The sequence below is a fragment of the Cellulophaga geojensis KL-A genome, from assembly GCF_000568425.1.
Classification (GTDB): Bacteria; Bacteroidota; Bacteroidia; order Flavobacteriales; family Flavobacteriaceae; genus Cellulophaga; species Cellulophaga lytica.
In genome coordinates this window covers 52,437-67,880 of record NZ_ARZX01000003.1, presented here as the reverse complement: position 1 = coordinate 67,880, position 15,444 = coordinate 52,437, and the positions used below count along the sequence as shown (strand labels likewise).

The window sequence follows — 15,444 nt, the reverse complement described above, 5'->3', positions numbered from 1 at the left end:
GTTAAAAAACCCATAAATACTAAAGTCTAATTTTTTAAAGCCTTAGTTTTGCATTCTCTTTATTTTTATTAATTTTTTATAATACTAAATGCGTATATTTTATATACTGTTCTTTATTTTAAGCGCAGCAGCATCTGCTTACGGACAAGAGAATTTAACTTTAAGTACAGATTCTAAAAAAGGCAAATTATACTTTTATTGGGGTTGGAATACCGCTCAGTACTCTTCATCTGATATTGAATTTAAAGGGGAGGACCATAATTTTGTATTAAAGAATGTAAAATCTCATGACCATGATTTAAGATGGAAGGTTAGTGAGCATTTAAATCCTGGCCGTTTAACTATACCTCAATTTAATTTTAGAGTGGGTTATTTTTTAAATGATCACTGGGATATTTCTATTGGTACTGACCATATGAAATATGTAGTAAATGATTTGCAAACGGTAAAAATTTCTGGTTATATAGAGGGTACAGGTACTGTTTATGATGGTGTTTATGATAATGATGATATTGTAATTGATCAAGAAAGCTTTTTAGAGTTTGAGCATACAGATGGATTAAACTATGTAAATGTAGGTCTTAGAAGAAATGATAAACTAGCTAGCTTAACTAGTTTTGCAGACCTTAATTTGTTGGTTGGTGTAAATGCAGGCGTGTTAATTCCTAAAACAAACTCAGATTTACTTAATAAAGGTAAAAATGATGAGTTTCATTTAGCAGGTTATGGTGTAGGCGCTACAGGAGGCTTAAACTTAACGTTATTTAAGGTCTTTTTTATTCAGACCGAATTGAAAAGTGGTTATATAAATTTGCCAAGTATTATTACAACACCTTTAGATACAGATAGAGGAAAACAAGATTTTCTGTTCTCTCAATGGAATGTAGTCTTTGGGGGTTACATAAACCTTAATAAAAAACATAAAGCCAAAAACAAAAGATAGTTTTTGGCTTTATTGCTTATTTTTCACCAGCAACAGTATTATCTGTAAGGGTATGCATAAAAGCTACTAGGTTTTTTTGTTCTTTATCTGTTAGCTTAAGCTCATCAAAAGGTAGTGTTTGGTGGTCTAAATTAAAGCCTAAACCAGCTCCACCTCCTAGGTTGTAAAAATTAACAACTTCTTCTAAAGTGTTGTAAATGCCATTGTGCATATAAGGAGCTGTTAGTGTGCTATTTCTAACTGTGGGTGTTTTAAACATTTTATCATGTATATCTTCTTCAAAAACCCAATAAAAACCTCTGTCGTTGTCTAGAACTTTGTTTTTACTTGTTTTTGGTACGCCAATAACCTCTTTCTCTGTTTCTTTATAAAAAGGCGGTACTGTGCCGTTTGTTAAGGGTATAAAATGGCAGGTTGCACAAAGTGCTTTGCCCATAAATAAATTAAAACCGTTTTTTTCTTCAGCGGTAAAACTGCTAGTTTCACCTCGCAAGTCCTTATCAAATTTAGAATTAAATCCAATTAATGTAGATACATAAACAGATATAGCTCTAACGGTTTCTCTATTGCTATTAGGTACAACGCCAAAAGCATTTTTAAATAATGTTATATAGGTGGTGTCTTTTAAAATATTTCCTGAAAAACGATGTACATCTGTATTAAACTCTTTATCGTTTTTAAAAACAGCACTTATTTGGTCGTCTATAGTATTTGCTCTTCCGTCCCAAAAAAATGCTTTTTGGTAAATGCTATTTAGTAGTGTGGGTGTGTTTCTTTGTAGTAGAGCTTTGTTGTTGTCTTTGCCAAGTCTTAATCCATCTGTATATCCTTTATTTGGTAAATGGCAGGTAGCACATGACATTGCGCCATCACTAGATAGTTTTTTATCAAAAAATAACTTTTTCCCTAAAGCAATTTTCTCTTCAGAAGGGTTTCTATCGTTTACATCTAAAAAGTAATTTGCATTAAAACTATCTTCTTCAAAAAAAGTAGGAGCATTAAAATTAAAAGGATATGCATTGGTTTTTCCATCCCAAAGTTGAGATGTTTGTCTTATTTCTACCCAGTTTTTTGTAATTGGGTTTAGGTAATCTCTTATAAAAGTATATCTATCAAATAAAATAAAGTCGGTATTCTTTTTAATGTAGCTAATTGCTTCACTTATATTTTTACTAAAATCAGTGTCTAGCTTCTTGTTTTTTCCTACAATTAATGGTTGTAAAGTTAATTTATAAACTTGGTGTAAACTGCTTAGTGATATCGCTGTTTCTTCTATACTTTTGCCTGTTACAGGAGTGTCAAAACCAGCCATTGCTAAACTTGCAATACGTATTAATTGTTGGTGTGTACCAATAAAAAAGCGTTTAGGTGTTAATTCTCTTTTTTTTATATTTTCTTTTAAGTTGTTTACAAATCCTTTTTGGTAGTAAAGTTCTCTTAAAAAGTCTTTTTGGTTTCCGTCTTCAGTAAATAATGTTTCTTCTATTTTTTGTAAGCCAACAGGCGAAACTATTCTGCCGCTATCATCATTATATGTGGGTAAAGCGGGTCCGTTTGCTTTATGGGTTACAGAAGGGTTTAAAGCGCCTGCAAAAGGTTCTGCTTTTTTAAAAGCAATGCGTAATTTAAAAAAAAGAGTTTTAGCTAAACTGTCATTATACTTAACTGTGTTTAGCGTGTCTATTAATTCTGCTGCTTGCGTTATGTGTTTTGCGTAATAATCTTGAGCAGCTTTCCAGTTGACTTCTTGTGAAGTAGTGGTTTTGGTATAGTCTTGTTTTTCTTTGCAGGCAGAAGCAAGTAATACCAAAAAAAATAAAATTTTAAAACTGTGTTTAAGCATTTGTTGTAGTTTTTATATAGTAAAAAGTCCCTGCACCATATGATACAGGGATCTTTTTAATAAAATATGTGTTGTTTTTATCTAGGTAAACCTTTGATTATTACAATTTGAGATCCTTCTAGGTAAGGAGAGTCTCCTAACCAAGGGTGTTGTAAAGATTGTGTACCACCATCTACACCGGCAAACTCATTACTTTTCCAGTAGTGTGGTTGTAAAGCCAACATAAAAGTATCTGGCTCTCCTATTTTGTCAGATATATCTATTAATGAACCAAACTCTCCGCTTAAGCCAGTAGTTTTGTCTAAGGCTAAATCGTTTCTAACAACAAGCTCTAAAACTTTTCTAGAGTTGTTACCTTCTAGGTCAGACTGATAAATGTATGCTGCATGACCTCTATTAAAAGAGTTAGGATCTTCTTGTGTGTATATGTAGTTTTCGGTTACACAAATGTTATCTGGACTCTGTAACATTGCAAGGTTACCATCCATATTATTTGTATCTGTATTTCCACTAATAACCTGTGTTAGCTTTCCTTCTAAAGGGTTTGTAGCGTCTAGTTCTAATTTATAAACTGTTCCCCAGTCGTTATAAGTACCTCTTCCTGGGCCACGACCTGTAACTGCAAAGTAAACATTTCTAGCGTTTGCGTCTCCACCTTTTTGGTAATCTACGTCTTCTACTCTCATAAATTGAGATGCAAAAACGTCATTACAAGCTGTTTCCATTTCATCTACGGTTAAGCTAGATCCATTTACAATTTCAACAAATTCTACATCGTAAGTTGTCTGAAAATCTAAGTTTCCTTCGTTGTATTGTGTGTCTGCAGCTACTGCCATTACTGCACCAGCACCGTCAGATACTTGCTTTAGGCGTAATACGTAAATTTTTCCGCCAGTTAAATCAGCATCGCCAGCTGTAGAGTGGTACATAATAACTTGTCCTTCAGAACCAGAAGAATCATCATCACCACCAAGTATTACTGTTTGTCCTGCATAAGTTCCTTGTGGTAACGGAGTAGCGTTTTCCCAAGCAAACTCACCCAATGCATCTAAACCAAAATCTGCAGTTGGTGTTGGTGTTTCTACTAAGGGATCTATTCCTTTTACATCAAAATTAAATGCTTCAGATGCAGATAAAAATAAATCTTTATCACCACCGTGAATTTCCTTTTCCCACATAGTTCCAGAACATTGGCGTGCATAGTCTGCAACACTAGAGTTTAATAAATATGTTGCATCTGTTATATTAAATTTATTGTCTAATGATAACCTTGCTACAGCAAAATGATCTTCAAAATTTACTACATATTCATAACCTTCTCCGTTTTTAATTAGTCCGGCACCATCTGCACCACCACCAATTCTAAAGTCGCTACCGCCAAAGTTTAGTACATCGCTAGAGCTAACTAAAGAGTAAGCCTCTACAAAGTTAAACTGCCCATCTATAGCAACTAAAGGTTTCATATTAGATTTATTTTCAAAAATAGAAGCTGGTGGTGTGTAGTCTTCACCGTCTTGACCATTAATTCCGTCAATACCGTCTTTTCCGTCTGTGCCATCCATTCCGTCTTCAGGATTACAACCTATAATACTTGCTCCTATTAAGGAGAATACTAAAGCCTTGGCTAATAATTTTTTATTCATTTTTTAGTGTTGTTGGTTATTATTTCTCGCACAGCAAAAATAATTTTCAACATCGCCAATATTGTTAACTCATTATGGTGTTTGTATTAAGTAAGCTTTGTGTTTATGTTACTAGTTTAATTTAAGGTTATTAATTGTAATTGTTCTTAATAGCAAATGCAAATAACATACTAAGCGGTTTGTTTTAGTTATTAAAAAAAAGTGTATGTTTAGCTTAAACTAAGGTGTACACTAATAATTACCGATAAAATGCATACTTGTTTATTTGTAGCAAGGAATAAAGAGCGCCTACAAACTGGTTAGTTTGTAAATTGAAGTTTAAATTTTTAGGGTTTTGTATTTTAATTTGAAAAATTAACTTTTATTTGGCCAATTCTCCAATGTGAAAAAGTGCTTCTCCCTGATTAACTACAGCCTGATGATTGATACAAAAAACACAGCCATTAAAAGGAGCTTTAATTTCTTTATTTCGTTTAGAAAAGGCATCAGTTACAATACCAATAACAGCGCCTTTTTTAATATCGCTTCCATTTTTAATTTTAGGTAAAAACATACCAGCAGTAGGAGCGCGTAACCATTTTCTGTTGGTTAAATATACTGTTTCTTCTTTTTCAGGAAGTAAGGCTTCAGTTTTATTAATCATTTTAAAATGATGTAGAATGTTTAAAATGCCTTGTACACCTTGTTCAATAGAATATTCATCAAAACGCATGCTTTCGCCAGCTTCATAAACAATAGTGGGTATTCCTTTTGTAAAAGCTGTTTTTCTAAAAGATTTAGGTATAAGGTCTGATGAAAAAGTAAATGGAGCATTAAAAATAGCCGCAAGCTCTTCACTATTTTTATCTGCTGCCGTATAACGTGTTTGAGGATAATTAGATCTGCTGCCGCCACCAGTGTGTAAATCAACTCCAAAATCTATTTGAGGAAATATTTCTTTTGTAAAGTGATATGCTATTCTACTTGCTAATGAGCCAGATTTTGATCCAGGAAAACTTCTATTAACATCTTTACCATCTGGTAATTCTCTAGAAAAATGAATAAATCCAAAAATATTTAAAATAGGAACTGCTATTATGCATCCTTTATTAACATTAAAATATTTTTTATCTAACATTCTGCGCACTATTTCTATGCCATTTATTTCATCGCCATGTAGCCCTGCTTGCACTAGTAAGGTAGGGCCAGGGTTTTTGGCGTTAAATACATAAATAGGAATATCTATAATAGTGCCTGTTGGTAACCTGTCTATTTTTATGCTTACCAGTTTTTCTTGTCCTGGTTTTACACTTTCAGTACCAATGGTTATGGTTTTATTTTCGTCTTTTAAAAGCATTTTTTTCTACGTATTCAATAATTTTTTTGGCAACATTAACGCCTGTTGCACTTTCTATGCCTTCTAACCCTGGAGATGCATTAACCTCAATAAGTAAAGGGCCGTTTTTAGATCGTATTAAATCTACACCAGCAACACCAAGGTCTAGTTGTTTTACTGCTCTAAGTGCTATTTTACATTCATATGCGGTTGGTTCTATTGCTTGTACAGTGGCACCTCTGTGAACATTAGACCTAAATTCGCCCGCTTCACTGGTTCTTTTCATACTAGCTACAATTTTATTGCCAACTATAAAAATTCTTATGTCTTCTCCGTTAGATTCTTTAATAAATTTCTGAATTAAGATACTTGTATCCATCTTGTAAAAAGTATCTATAATAGATTTTGCAGATTTTTTGGTTTCTGCTAAAATTACACCAAGTCCCTGTGTGCCTTCTTGCAACTTAATAATTACAGGTGTGCCACCAAGCAGTGCTATTTGAGACTCTATGTTATTAGGATTAATAGAAAATAATGTTTCTGGGACAGGTACGCCACACCTAGTCATTATTTGCAATGTTTTTACTTTGTTTCGTGCCTTTATTATGCTTAATGATTTTACTGTGGTAAAAACGCCATTTAACTCAAACTCCCTAACCACAGCCGCACCGTGCCTAGTTACTTTATTTCCTATTCTAGGAATAATAGCATCAAACTCATTGGTGATATCTTCTTCGTTTAAATATATTTTAGGAGTAGTTGCTCCTAATTTTACAGAGCATTTGGTGTGGTCTACGAGCTCTATATAATGCCCGCGCTTTTCTGCTTCTTGTGCAATTCTTCGTGTAGAGTACACGCCCATACTAACAGAAAGTAAGCCAATGTCCATTTTTTACTCTTAAATTTTCTATGAATATCGGTCAAAAATAGTAATTAACAGAATTGTTAATCAAAGTTTCTTTAAAATAATTCTAAATACGTTACATATTTTAAGCAAAGTTTGTTGATAACTTAATTGAGTCGTAAATTTGTAAAACAAAACTAACAACAAATGAGCGGATTTTTTAAATCTTCAATTGGTAGAAAGTATGCGATGGCGCTTTCTGCTTTATTTTTAATGTTTTTTCTACTTCAGCATTTTGCTATTAATATTTTATCGGTGTTTAGTCCAAACGCATTTAATGAGGCTTCTCATTTTATGGGTACTTTTTGGGCTGTGCAGTATTTATTACAACCGATTTTAATTTTTGGAGTAATGTACCATTTTATAATGGGCTTTATTCTTGAATTTAAAAATAGACAAGCAAGAGTGGTAAAGTATGCAAAAAACAATGGAGCAGCTAATTCTAGCTGGATGAGTAGAAATATGATTTATAGCGGTTTGGCTATATTAGGTTTCTTAGTACTACATTTTATAGATTTCTGGTTGCCAGAAATTAACACTAAATACATCCAAGGCGATATGTCTGGATTATTAGCAGATGGTGAAGGCTTTCGTTATTACGAAGAGCTTACACACAAATTTGTTAACCCATTAAGAGTTGGCGCTTATGTTTTGGCATTTGTGTTTTTATCTTTACACCTTATGCACGGATTTAGTTCTGCGTTTCAATCTTCTGGAGTTAGCTCTATGAGAAAACAAAAGCTTCAGGCTTTTGGTAAGGCTTATGCTATAATAATTCCTTTAGGATTTATTTTTATAGCCCTTTTTCATCATTTTAATCATTAATAATATAGTGTCATATGTCTGTATTAGATTCTAAAGTACCTAAAGGCCCTCTTAAAACTAAGTGGACCGATTATAAAAACCATATAGATTTAGTTAACCCAGCTAACAAGCGTAACATAGATGTTATTGTTGTTGGTACAGGTTTAGCTGGTGGTTCTGCTGCTGCTACTTTAGCAGAGTTGGGTTACAATGTAAAAACATTTTGCTACCAAGATTCTCCGCGTAGAGCACACTCTATTGCGGCACAAGGTGGTATAAATGCAGCAAAAAATTACCAAGGAGATGGAGACTCTACCTACCGTTTGTTTTATGACACGGTTAAAGGTGGTGATTATCGTTCTCGTGAAGCAAACGTTTATCGTTTGGCTGAGGTATCAGCAAATATAATAGACCAGTGTGTTGCTCAAGGGGTTCCTTTTGCACGTGATTATGGCGGATTGTTAGACAACCGTTCTTTTGGTGGTGTATTAGTTTCTAGAACTTTTTATGCTAAAGGACAAACAGGTCAGCAATTGTTGTTAGGTGCATATTCTGCAATGAACAGACAAATTGCGCGTGGTAAAATTACTCCATTCAATCGTCATGAAATGCTAGACGTTGTTAAGGTAGATGGTAAAGCTCGTGGTATTATTGCTCGTAACTTAGTTACTGGTGAAATAGAACGTCATTCTGCTCATGCAGTAGTAATTGCCTCTGGTGGTTATGGTAATGTATATTTCTTATCTACCAATGCAATGGGTTCTAACGCAACAGCTGCTTGGAAAATACACAAAAAGGGAGCGTTTTTCGCAAACCCTTGCTACACGCAAATTCACCCAACTTGTATACCTCGTTCAGGAGACTATCAATCTAAATTAACATTGATGTCTGAGTCTTTACGTAATGATGGTCGTATTTGGGTTCCAAAGCATATTGAAGACGTTAAAGCAATTCGTGAAGGCAAGAAAAAGCCAACCGATTTGTCTGAAGATGAAAGAGATTATTACTTAGAAAGAAGATATCCTGCATTTGGTAACTTAGTACCGCGTGATGTTGCGTCTAGAGCAGCAAAAGAACGTTGTGATGCTGGTTACGGTGTTAACGCAACTGGTGAGGCAGTTTATTTAGATTTTGCTTCTGCAATTGAGCGTTACGGTAAAGAACAGGCTAAAATTCACAATATTACAAATGCATCTAAAGAAAAGATATACGATTTAGGTAAGGCTATTGTTGAGGCTAAATACGGTAACTTGTTCCAGATGTATGAGAAAATTGTAGATCAAGATCCATACAAAACACCAATGATGATTTACCCAGCGGTACATTACACAATGGGTGGTGTTTGGGTAGATTATAACTTAATGACTACTGTAGACGGTTTATACTGTATTGGTGAGGCTAACTTCTCTGATCACGGTGCAAACAGACTAGGAGCTTCTGCTTTAATGCAAGGTTTAGCAGATGGTTATTTTGTGTTGCCTTACACAATTGGAGATTATTTATCGCATGAGATTAGAACGGGTAAAATACCTACTGACACTCCAGAGTTTGATGCTGCTGAAAAAGAGGTTAAAGATAAAATTGACTTCTTTGTAAACAATAACGGTAAACACTCTGTAGATTATTACCATAAGAAATTAGGTAATATTATGTGGGAGAAATGTGGTATGTCTCGTAATGCTGAAGGGTTAAAAGAGGCAATGGTAGAAATTAAAGCACTACGTGAAGATTTCTATAAAAATGTAAGTGTACCTGGTAATGCTAATGAGTTAAATAGCGAATTAGAGAAAGCAGGCCGTGTGGCAGATTTCTTAGAGTTAGGTGAGTTGTTTGCTAAAGATGCACTTGTTAGAGAGGAATCTTGTGGTGGGCACTTTAGAGAAGAATCTGTAGAATTAGACGGCGAACAAAAAGGTGAAGCTAAGCGTAACGATGAAGAGTTTGCTTTTGTTTCTGCTTGGGAATATAAAGGAGAACCTGGTGATGCTGTATTGCATAAAGAGGAGCTAGAGTTCAATGAAATAGAATTAAAACAACGTTCATACAAATAAGATAGACATTATGAATTTAACACTTAAAATTTGGCGTCAAAAAGATGCTCAGTCGAAAGGTAAAATGGTCGATTATAAAGTGACTGAGATCTCAGAACATATGTCTTTCTTAGAAATGATGGATGTTTTAAACGAACAATTAATTAACTCTGGTGAAGAGCCAGTAGCTTTTGATCATGACTGCCGTGAGGGTATTTGTGGTATGTGTTCTATGTATATTAATGGTGAAGCACACGGTCCGGATAGGGGTGTAACTACTTGTCAATTGCATATGCGTATGTTTAAAGACGGTGATACCATTACAATAGAACCTTTTAGAGCAAAAGCTTTTCCTGTTTTAAAAGATTTAGTTGTAGATAGAGGTGCTTTTGATCGTATACAGCACGCAGGTGGTTATATATCTGTAAATACTTCTGGTAATACGCAAGATGCTAATGCTATTCCTATTTCTAAACACGCTGCAGATGAAGCTATGGATGCTGCAACTTGTATTGGTTGTGGTGCTTGTGTAGCAAGTTGTAAAAACTCTTCTGCTATGTTATTTGTTGGTGCTAAAGTATCTCAGTATGCTTTATTACCACAAGGGCAAGTTGAAGCTGTAGACCGTGTTAAAAATATGGTTGCTCAAATGGATTTAGAAGGTTTTGGTAACTGTACAAATACTGGAGCATGTGAAGTAGAGTGTCCTAAAGGAATTTCTTTAGAAAACATTGCACGTATGAATCGTGAGTTTTTATCTGCAAACATTAAAGGATAAGCTAAAATAAGTTACAGTGTAACTATTTTGTATAAAATTAAAAATCCCAAGTTGTGTATACAGCTTGGGATTTTTTATAAATTGTATTTGCTATTCTGCGTAATTAGGAATGTATGTGCTGCCAGTTATAATAGCTTTTATGTCTTTTTCTAAGCTTATTATAGGAGATTCTACAATACGGTTAATTTCTTTACCGTTTTTAAAAAAAATAAAAGTAGGTACGTGTGTAATGTTTAACCCTTTTTCTTCTCCTCCTGGGCTTTTTTTATAATTATTTTTTGCATTATCTACTGCTACTAAACTAAAATTTTCCATTGGGTAGTTTGCTGCTTCTAATACTTTGTAGAACGGTGGTGTTTCTCTTTTGCTATCACCGCACCAGGTACCCATAAAGGCAACTATTTTGTACGCTTTTAGTTTGTCTTTTATTGTGTTTATTGTTTCTGTGTCTACCTTATAATCGTTGTAGTTGGGTGTAAACCAATTTTCAAATGAATTTTTTGTTAGGTCAGACTTGCTAATTTTACCTAGTAAGCGTTCTCTGTTGTTGTGGTCTTTAGGTACCTGTGCAGAAGCTACAACGGTAAACAAAAATAACGCTAGAAGTTGAGTGGTGTGTTTTGCTTTTTTCATTTTAATTAGATTTAGCACTAAGTTACATGGCTTTAATGAGCTAATCAAACGCTTTAAGGCTATTTTAGTATAAATTAATAGTATCTTATATATGTTTTGTATTAATTGCCTTAAGTGGCTTATTTTAATTGATTTTTTGAGAAAATAAAAAGGAGCTACATTTAGTAAAATGTAGCTCCTTTTAATGTCTTTAGTTTAAACTCATTTATGAAAGCATAAATAGTTTTTTCGTTAGGCTAATAACTCCAGAAAAGAAACTTTTCTTGTAAATTACTTTCTCTGATGTTGGGTAAATTTGGGCATTCATAATTTAGGTTGTTAAAAGTTTTAATTTGGGGTTAAACTTATAATACAATGTAAATATAGGTGCATCCTTTAAAATTGTAAAACAATTGTTGTAAAACGCTACTTTTATGTTGTATACCTACATTTTTTGTTTAAATATCCATTTCAGGAACGTCTCCATCTACAATTAAAGTACCCTTTGTGGCTTTCTTTATTTCATCTACAGTTACACCTGGAGCGCGCTCTAAAAGTAAAAACCCTTCTTTAGTAACCTCTAAAACAGCTAGGTTTGTTACTATTTTTTTTACACAACCAACACCAGTTAAAGGTAAGGTACATTTGTCTAATAATTTAGACTCTCCTGCTCTGTTGGTGTGCATCATAGCAACAATAATATTTTCTGCAGATGCAACTAAGTCCATTGCCCCACCCATACCTTTTACCATTTTTCCAGGTATTTTCCAGTTGGCAATATCTCCGTTTTCAGAAACTTCCATAGCGCCTAAAATAGTAAGGTCTACGTGTTGCCCTCTAATCATACCAAAACTTGTTGCAGAGTCAAAAAAAGAAGCTCCTGGTAAAGTTGTTATGGTTTGTTTACCAGCATTAATGATATCAGCATCTTCTTCTCCTTCAAAAGGGAAAGGGCCCATACCCAATACGCCATTTTCACTCTGAAACTCAACACTTATATCATTGTTTACAAAATTAGCTACTAAAGTAGGTATGCCAATACCTAAATTCACGTAAAACCCGTCTTGTACTTCTTTTGCAATGCGTTTAGCTATTCCGTTTTTATCTAGCATAATAGTTACTATAAAATTGAATATTTTTTTTAATTAGATAAGTTACCTGCGTCTTATCATATATTTATTAAAGGTATTGGTTGCGCTACTTTCTACGGACATAAAAAGTATTGGAATACCAACTGCAACTGTTCCAATAGCGCCAAAAATAGACCATAATATTATTGCAGATGCAAGGCCAATTATAGCGCCTATTACTATTAATCTCTTGTCTTGTACTGCTGTAATTTTATTAATATGTACTTTTTCTATAGAGTTGCAACTTGTGCAATTAGCGTTAAAACTATCGCCAATTTTCATATGTAAATCTCCTCTGGTTGCAATTACTGGTGTGTAATAATTTGTTGCTTTGCAAGAAGGACATCTATATGCTAATTTCATAAGGCACTTTCTGTATTACTCTTTAGTTCTAACAGTACGTTGTTCTATTCTTTTTTGATAATCTTTTCCTTGAAAAATTCGTTGTACAAATATTCCTGGAATATGAATTTCATTTGGGTCTAAACTTCCTGCTGGTAAAAGTTCTTCAACTTCGGCAACAGTTATTTTGGCAGCACCACACATAACGGCATTAAAGTTACGGGCTGTACCTTTAAAAATAAGGTTCCCTGCTTCGTCACCTTTCCAGGCTTTTACAAAAGCGAAATCGGCTTTAGCAGCTTCCTCTAAAACATACATTTTGCCATTAAACTCTCTTGTTTCTTTCCCTTCTGCTACCTCTGTACCGTAGCCGGCAGGAGTGTAAAAAGCCGGAAAGCCAGATTGTGCAGCTCTACATTTTTCAGCTAAAGTGCCTTGTGGTGTTAATTCTACTTCTAGCTCACCACTTAGCATTTGTCTTTCAAATTCATCATTTTCACCAACATATGAAGATACCATTTTTTTAACTTGACGTTTTTGTAGTAATAAGCCAAGTCCAAAATCATCTACACCTGCATTGTTAGATATGCAAGTAATATTTTTAACGTTTAGGTTAACAAGCTCTTCTATTGCGTTTTCTGGAATGCCGCATAATCCAAAGCCGCCAACCATAAAAGTCATATTGTCTTTTACGCCTTTAAGGGCTTCTTTAACGTTTGCTACTGTTTTTCTAATCATTTTAAATAAGAATTAATTAAAAATCAAGATCTTCTATGTCGTCATCAACACGCTGATCTTGTTGCATCTCTTTTCTAACCTTGGCGCAATCTACATTAATAGATAGGTTTTTAGGTTTGGTAAAGGCTTTGTCTGATATGCCTAAATCTTTATCTGCATAATTTGCTTTCATGTACATACCCCATATTGGTAATGCCATTGCTGCTCCTTGCCCGTATGTGATACTTTTAAAGTGTGTTGCTCTGTCTTCGCCACCAACCCAAACGCCAGTAACTAAGTTTGGTACCATACCCATAAACCAACCATCACTTTGGTTTTGTGTAGTTCCTGTTTTACCAGCAATTGGGTTCCTAAGTTCGTAAGGATAACCAGTCATAATTTCTTTATAGTCTCTTCTATTTGCTTGGTATTTGTGTCTTAGCCTTGTTCCTGAACCACCTTGAGTAACGCCTTCCATTAGATTTACAACAGCGTAAGCAACATCTTTACTCATAACATCTCTTGTTTCTGGAGTATACTCATAAAGTACTGTGCCGTTTTTATCCTCTATTCTGGTAACCATTACGGGTTTTACATACACACCTTGGTTTGCAAATGCGCCATATGCGCCAACCATTTCATACACACTCATATCTGCAGTACCTAAAGCAATAGATGGTACTTCTGGTAACTCTTTAGAAATGCCTAATTTTTTAGCCATTTGCACTACTGGTGCAGGGCCAACCTCGTCTATTAATTTTGCTGTAACAGAATTTACGGAATTTGCTAATGCGTGTTTAAGCGTCATCATTTTTCCTGAATACTTACCGTCTGAGTTTTTAGGGCACCAAGCGTCTGTGTTACCGTGTTTGCCAGCTGCAATACAATGTTGTGTGTCCATAATAGAATCACAAGGAGATAAACGCAATTGGTCTATAGCTGCAGCATACACAAATGGTTTAAATGTAGAACCTGCTTGCCTAGATCCGTTATATACATTGTCATACTGAAAATACTTATAGTTTATACCACCAACCCAGGCTTTAACGTGCCCTGTTTGTGGTTCCATAGACATCATAGCTGTTCTTAAAAAAGATTTGTGATATCTAATGGAGTCTAAAGGAGACATTACAGTGTCTTTGTTTTTAGTTTTGGTTGTCCAGCTAAAAACCTTCATTGGAATTGGCTTTTTAAATGCTGCTCTAATTTCCTTTTCAGATTTTCCGTTTCTTTTCATAGATCTCCATCGGTCTGAAGTTTTCATACCTCTTTCCAGTATTCTATTTACCTCGTCCTTGTTTAGGTCTAAAAATGGAGCGGTTTTATTACGTTCTGGTGTATTTTGAACAAAAAACTCAGCTTGTAACTTCGTCATATGTCTTTCTACTGCTACTTCTGCGTTTTTCTGCATTCTAGAGTCAATAGTGGTGTAGATTTTTAATCCGTCTAAAAATAAGTTCCATTTGTCGCGCTCTCCTTTTAATCCAGGCTTAGGGTTCTTTTTTGCCCAATCGCTCATAAAACCTTGTAAGTACATTCTAAAATACGTTGCAAGACCTTCTTTATGGTTTTCTGGAGAAAAGTTTAAGCTTAACGGTGTTTTTTGTAATGAGTCTTTTTCCTTTTGAGTAATGTAGCCATATTTTGCCATTTGCGCTAACACTACATTTCTACGATTTAAAGTTCCTTCTGGGTTTCTTTTTGGGGTAGGATTGTATAAAGATGAATTTTTAAACATACCTACCAGCATCGCAGATTCCTTAACATCTAAATCTTTAGGTTCTTTGCCAAAGTAAATACGAGAAGCAGAACGTATACCATCTGCATTATTACCAAAATCATAAATGTTAAAGTACATTGCTATAATTTCTTCTTTAGTATACTGGCGCTCTAAACGAGTTGCAATAACCCATTCTTTAATTTTTTGAGTATAACGTTGCCATCCTCTTGCAGCTTGGCCTGTAAATAATTGCTTTGCTAGCTGCTGAGAAATTGTACTTGCGCCTCCCTTTTTTCCTAGGTAGAAAAATGCTCTTAGTGTACCACGGGCATCTATTCCAGAGTGCTCAAAATAACGAGCATCTTCTGTTGCAACCAAAGCATCTACTAAATGTTTAGGCAATTGCTCGTAAGCTACATCTGTTCTGTTGTCTTCAAAATAGTACTTGCCTAATAACTCGCCATCTGAGGAGATAATTTGACTGGCTAAATTTGTTTGAGGATTCTCTAAGCGTTCAAAATCTGGTAACTCGCCAAAAGCATTCATAGATGCTAATAAAAATATAAGTACCACAGATATAATACCTACAACAAATAATATCCAAAACCATTTAATAAACTTAAAAAATGGTTTACTTTCTTTTTTCTTTACAGCCTTTGCCAT

At 34.4% G+C, this 15,444-nt stretch carries 13 protein-coding genes; 4 read left to right on the top strand and 9 right to left on the bottom strand.

The annotated features are described in order from the left end of the window. Positions 1 to 88 precede the first annotated feature (88 nt). A complete protein-coding gene (locus tag KLA_RS03985) occupies positions 89 to 943 on the top strand; it encodes a hypothetical protein (protein ID WP_034644146.1) in 855 nt (284 codons plus the stop codon). Between the two features lie 16 nt (positions 944 to 959). Here KLA_RS03985 and KLA_RS03980 read toward each other — a convergent pair whose 3' ends face one another. From KLA_RS03980 to KLA_RS03965, 4 genes are all read right to left on the bottom strand, one after another. After that, on the bottom strand, positions 960 to 2,786 hold the full coding sequence (locus tag KLA_RS03980) for a cytochrome-c peroxidase (protein ID WP_034644143.1): 1,827 nt from the start codon (positions 2,784 to 2,786) through the stop codon (positions 960 to 962). 77 nt (positions 2,787 to 2,863) lie between these two features. Continuing rightward, on the bottom strand, positions 2,864 to 4,429 hold the full coding sequence (locus tag KLA_RS03975; protein WP_034644140.1) for a hypothetical protein: 1,566 nt from the start codon (positions 4,427 to 4,429) through the stop codon (positions 2,864 to 2,866). Positions 4,430 to 4,790: 361 nt separating this feature from the next. Then, complete coding sequence (locus KLA_RS03970) at positions 4,791 to 5,765, bottom strand: succinylglutamate desuccinylase/aspartoacylase family protein (RefSeq protein ID WP_034644138.1); 975 nt, start codon at positions 5,763 to 5,765, stop codon at positions 4,791 to 4,793. Continuing rightward, complete coding sequence (locus tag KLA_RS03965) at positions 5,743 to 6,633, bottom strand: RimK family alpha-L-glutamate ligase (RefSeq protein WP_013620977.1); 891 nt, start codon at positions 6,631 to 6,633, stop codon at positions 5,743 to 5,745. The genes KLA_RS03970 and KLA_RS03965 overlap by 23 nt, the downstream gene beginning before the upstream one ends. Positions 6,634 to 6,795: 162 nt before the next feature. On the opposite strand from KLA_RS03965, the gene KLA_RS03960 reads away from it, so the two are divergent. From KLA_RS03960 to KLA_RS03950, 3 genes are read left to right on the top strand one after another with little or no spacing between them, the layout of a single operon-like run. Further along, positions 6,796 to 7,473, top strand: a complete 678-nt coding sequence (locus KLA_RS03960; RefSeq protein WP_013620978.1) for a succinate dehydrogenase cytochrome b subunit — start codon at positions 6,796 to 6,798, stop codon at positions 7,471 to 7,473. 14 nt (positions 7,474 to 7,487) lie between these two features. After that, entirely contained in the window at positions 7,488 to 9,503 is a 2,016-nt protein-coding gene (locus tag KLA_RS03955) for a fumarate reductase/succinate dehydrogenase flavoprotein subunit (RefSeq protein ID WP_013620979.1), read from the top strand. Between the two features lie 10 nt (positions 9,504 to 9,513). After that, a complete protein-coding gene (locus tag KLA_RS03950; protein ID WP_013620980.1) occupies positions 9,514 to 10,260 on the top strand; it encodes a succinate dehydrogenase/fumarate reductase iron-sulfur subunit in 747 nt (248 codons plus the stop codon). A gap of 90 nt (positions 10,261 to 10,350) precedes the next feature. On the opposite strand, the gene KLA_RS03945 is transcribed toward KLA_RS03950, so the two are convergent. The 5 genes from KLA_RS03945 to KLA_RS03925 all read right to left on the bottom strand — a co-directional run bounded on the left by KLA_RS03945 (position 10,351) and on the right by KLA_RS03925 (position 15,444). After that, on the bottom strand, positions 10,351 to 10,893 hold the full coding sequence (locus KLA_RS03945) for a thioredoxin family protein (protein WP_013620981.1): 543 nt from the start codon (positions 10,891 to 10,893) through the stop codon (positions 10,351 to 10,353). Between the two features lie 437 nt (positions 10,894 to 11,330). Further along, a complete protein-coding gene (locus tag KLA_RS03940; RefSeq protein WP_013620982.1) occupies positions 11,331 to 11,984 on the bottom strand; it encodes a 3-oxoacid CoA-transferase subunit B in 654 nt (217 codons plus the stop codon). A gap of 42 nt (positions 11,985 to 12,026) precedes the next feature. Next, positions 12,027 to 12,365: a hypothetical protein gene (locus tag KLA_RS03935; RefSeq protein ID WP_034644133.1), complete on the bottom strand. Its 339-nt coding sequence runs from the start codon at positions 12,363 to 12,365 to the stop codon at positions 12,027 to 12,029. A 15-nt stretch (positions 12,366 to 12,380) separates the two neighbouring features. Then, positions 12,381 to 13,082: a CoA transferase subunit A gene (locus tag KLA_RS03930; protein ID WP_034644130.1), complete on the bottom strand. Its 702-nt coding sequence runs from the start codon at positions 13,080 to 13,082 to the stop codon at positions 12,381 to 12,383. 16 nt (positions 13,083 to 13,098) lie between these two features. After that, positions 13,099 to 15,444 (bottom strand): penicillin-binding protein 1A, encoded by a 2,346-nt coding sequence (locus tag KLA_RS03925; RefSeq protein ID WP_034644127.1) that lies wholly within the window; start codon positions 15,442 to 15,444, stop codon positions 13,099 to 13,101.

Bases quoted from the DNA above. Each gene is read 5' to 3' on its own strand.
- KLA_RS03985 (WP_034644146.1), top strand. From the start codon at position 89: ATGCGTATATTTTATATACTGTTCTTTATTTTAAGCGCAGCAGCATCT.
- KLA_RS03980 (WP_034644143.1), bottom strand. From the start codon at position 2,786: ATGCTTAAACACAGTTTTAAAATTTTATTTTTTTTGGTATTACTTGCT.
- KLA_RS03975 (WP_034644140.1), bottom strand. From the start codon at position 4,429: ATGAATAAAAAATTATTAGCCAAGGCTTTAGTATTCTCCTTAATAGGA.
- KLA_RS03970 (WP_034644138.1), bottom strand. From the start codon at position 5,765: ATGCTTTTAAAAGACGAAAATAAAACCATAACCATTGGTACTGAAAGT.
- KLA_RS03965 (WP_013620977.1), bottom strand. From the start codon at position 6,633: ATGGACATTGGCTTACTTTCTGTTAGTATGGGCGTGTACTCTACACGA.
- KLA_RS03960 (WP_013620978.1), top strand. From the start codon at position 6,796: ATGAGCGGATTTTTTAAATCTTCAATTGGTAGAAAGTATGCGATGGCG.
- KLA_RS03955 (WP_013620979.1), top strand. From the start codon at position 7,488: ATGTCTGTATTAGATTCTAAAGTACCTAAAGGCCCTCTTAAAACTAAG.
- KLA_RS03950 (WP_013620980.1), top strand. From the start codon at position 9,514: ATGAATTTAACACTTAAAATTTGGCGTCAAAAAGATGCTCAGTCGAAA.
- KLA_RS03945 (WP_013620981.1), bottom strand. From the start codon at position 10,893: ATGAAAAAAGCAAAACACACCACTCAACTTCTAGCGTTATTTTTGTTT.
- KLA_RS03940 (WP_013620982.1), bottom strand. From the start codon at position 11,984: ATGCTAGATAAAAACGGAATAGCTAAACGCATTGCAAAAGAAGTACAA.
- KLA_RS03935 (WP_034644133.1), bottom strand. From the start codon at position 12,365: ATGAAATTAGCATATAGATGTCCTTCTTGCAAAGCAACAAATTATTAC.
- KLA_RS03930 (WP_034644130.1), bottom strand. From the start codon at position 13,082: ATGATTAGAAAAACAGTAGCAAACGTTAAAGAAGCCCTTAAAGGCGTA.
- KLA_RS03925 (WP_034644127.1), bottom strand. From the start codon at position 15,444: ATGGCAAAGGCTGTAAAGAAAAAAGAAAGTAAACCATTTTTTAAGTTT.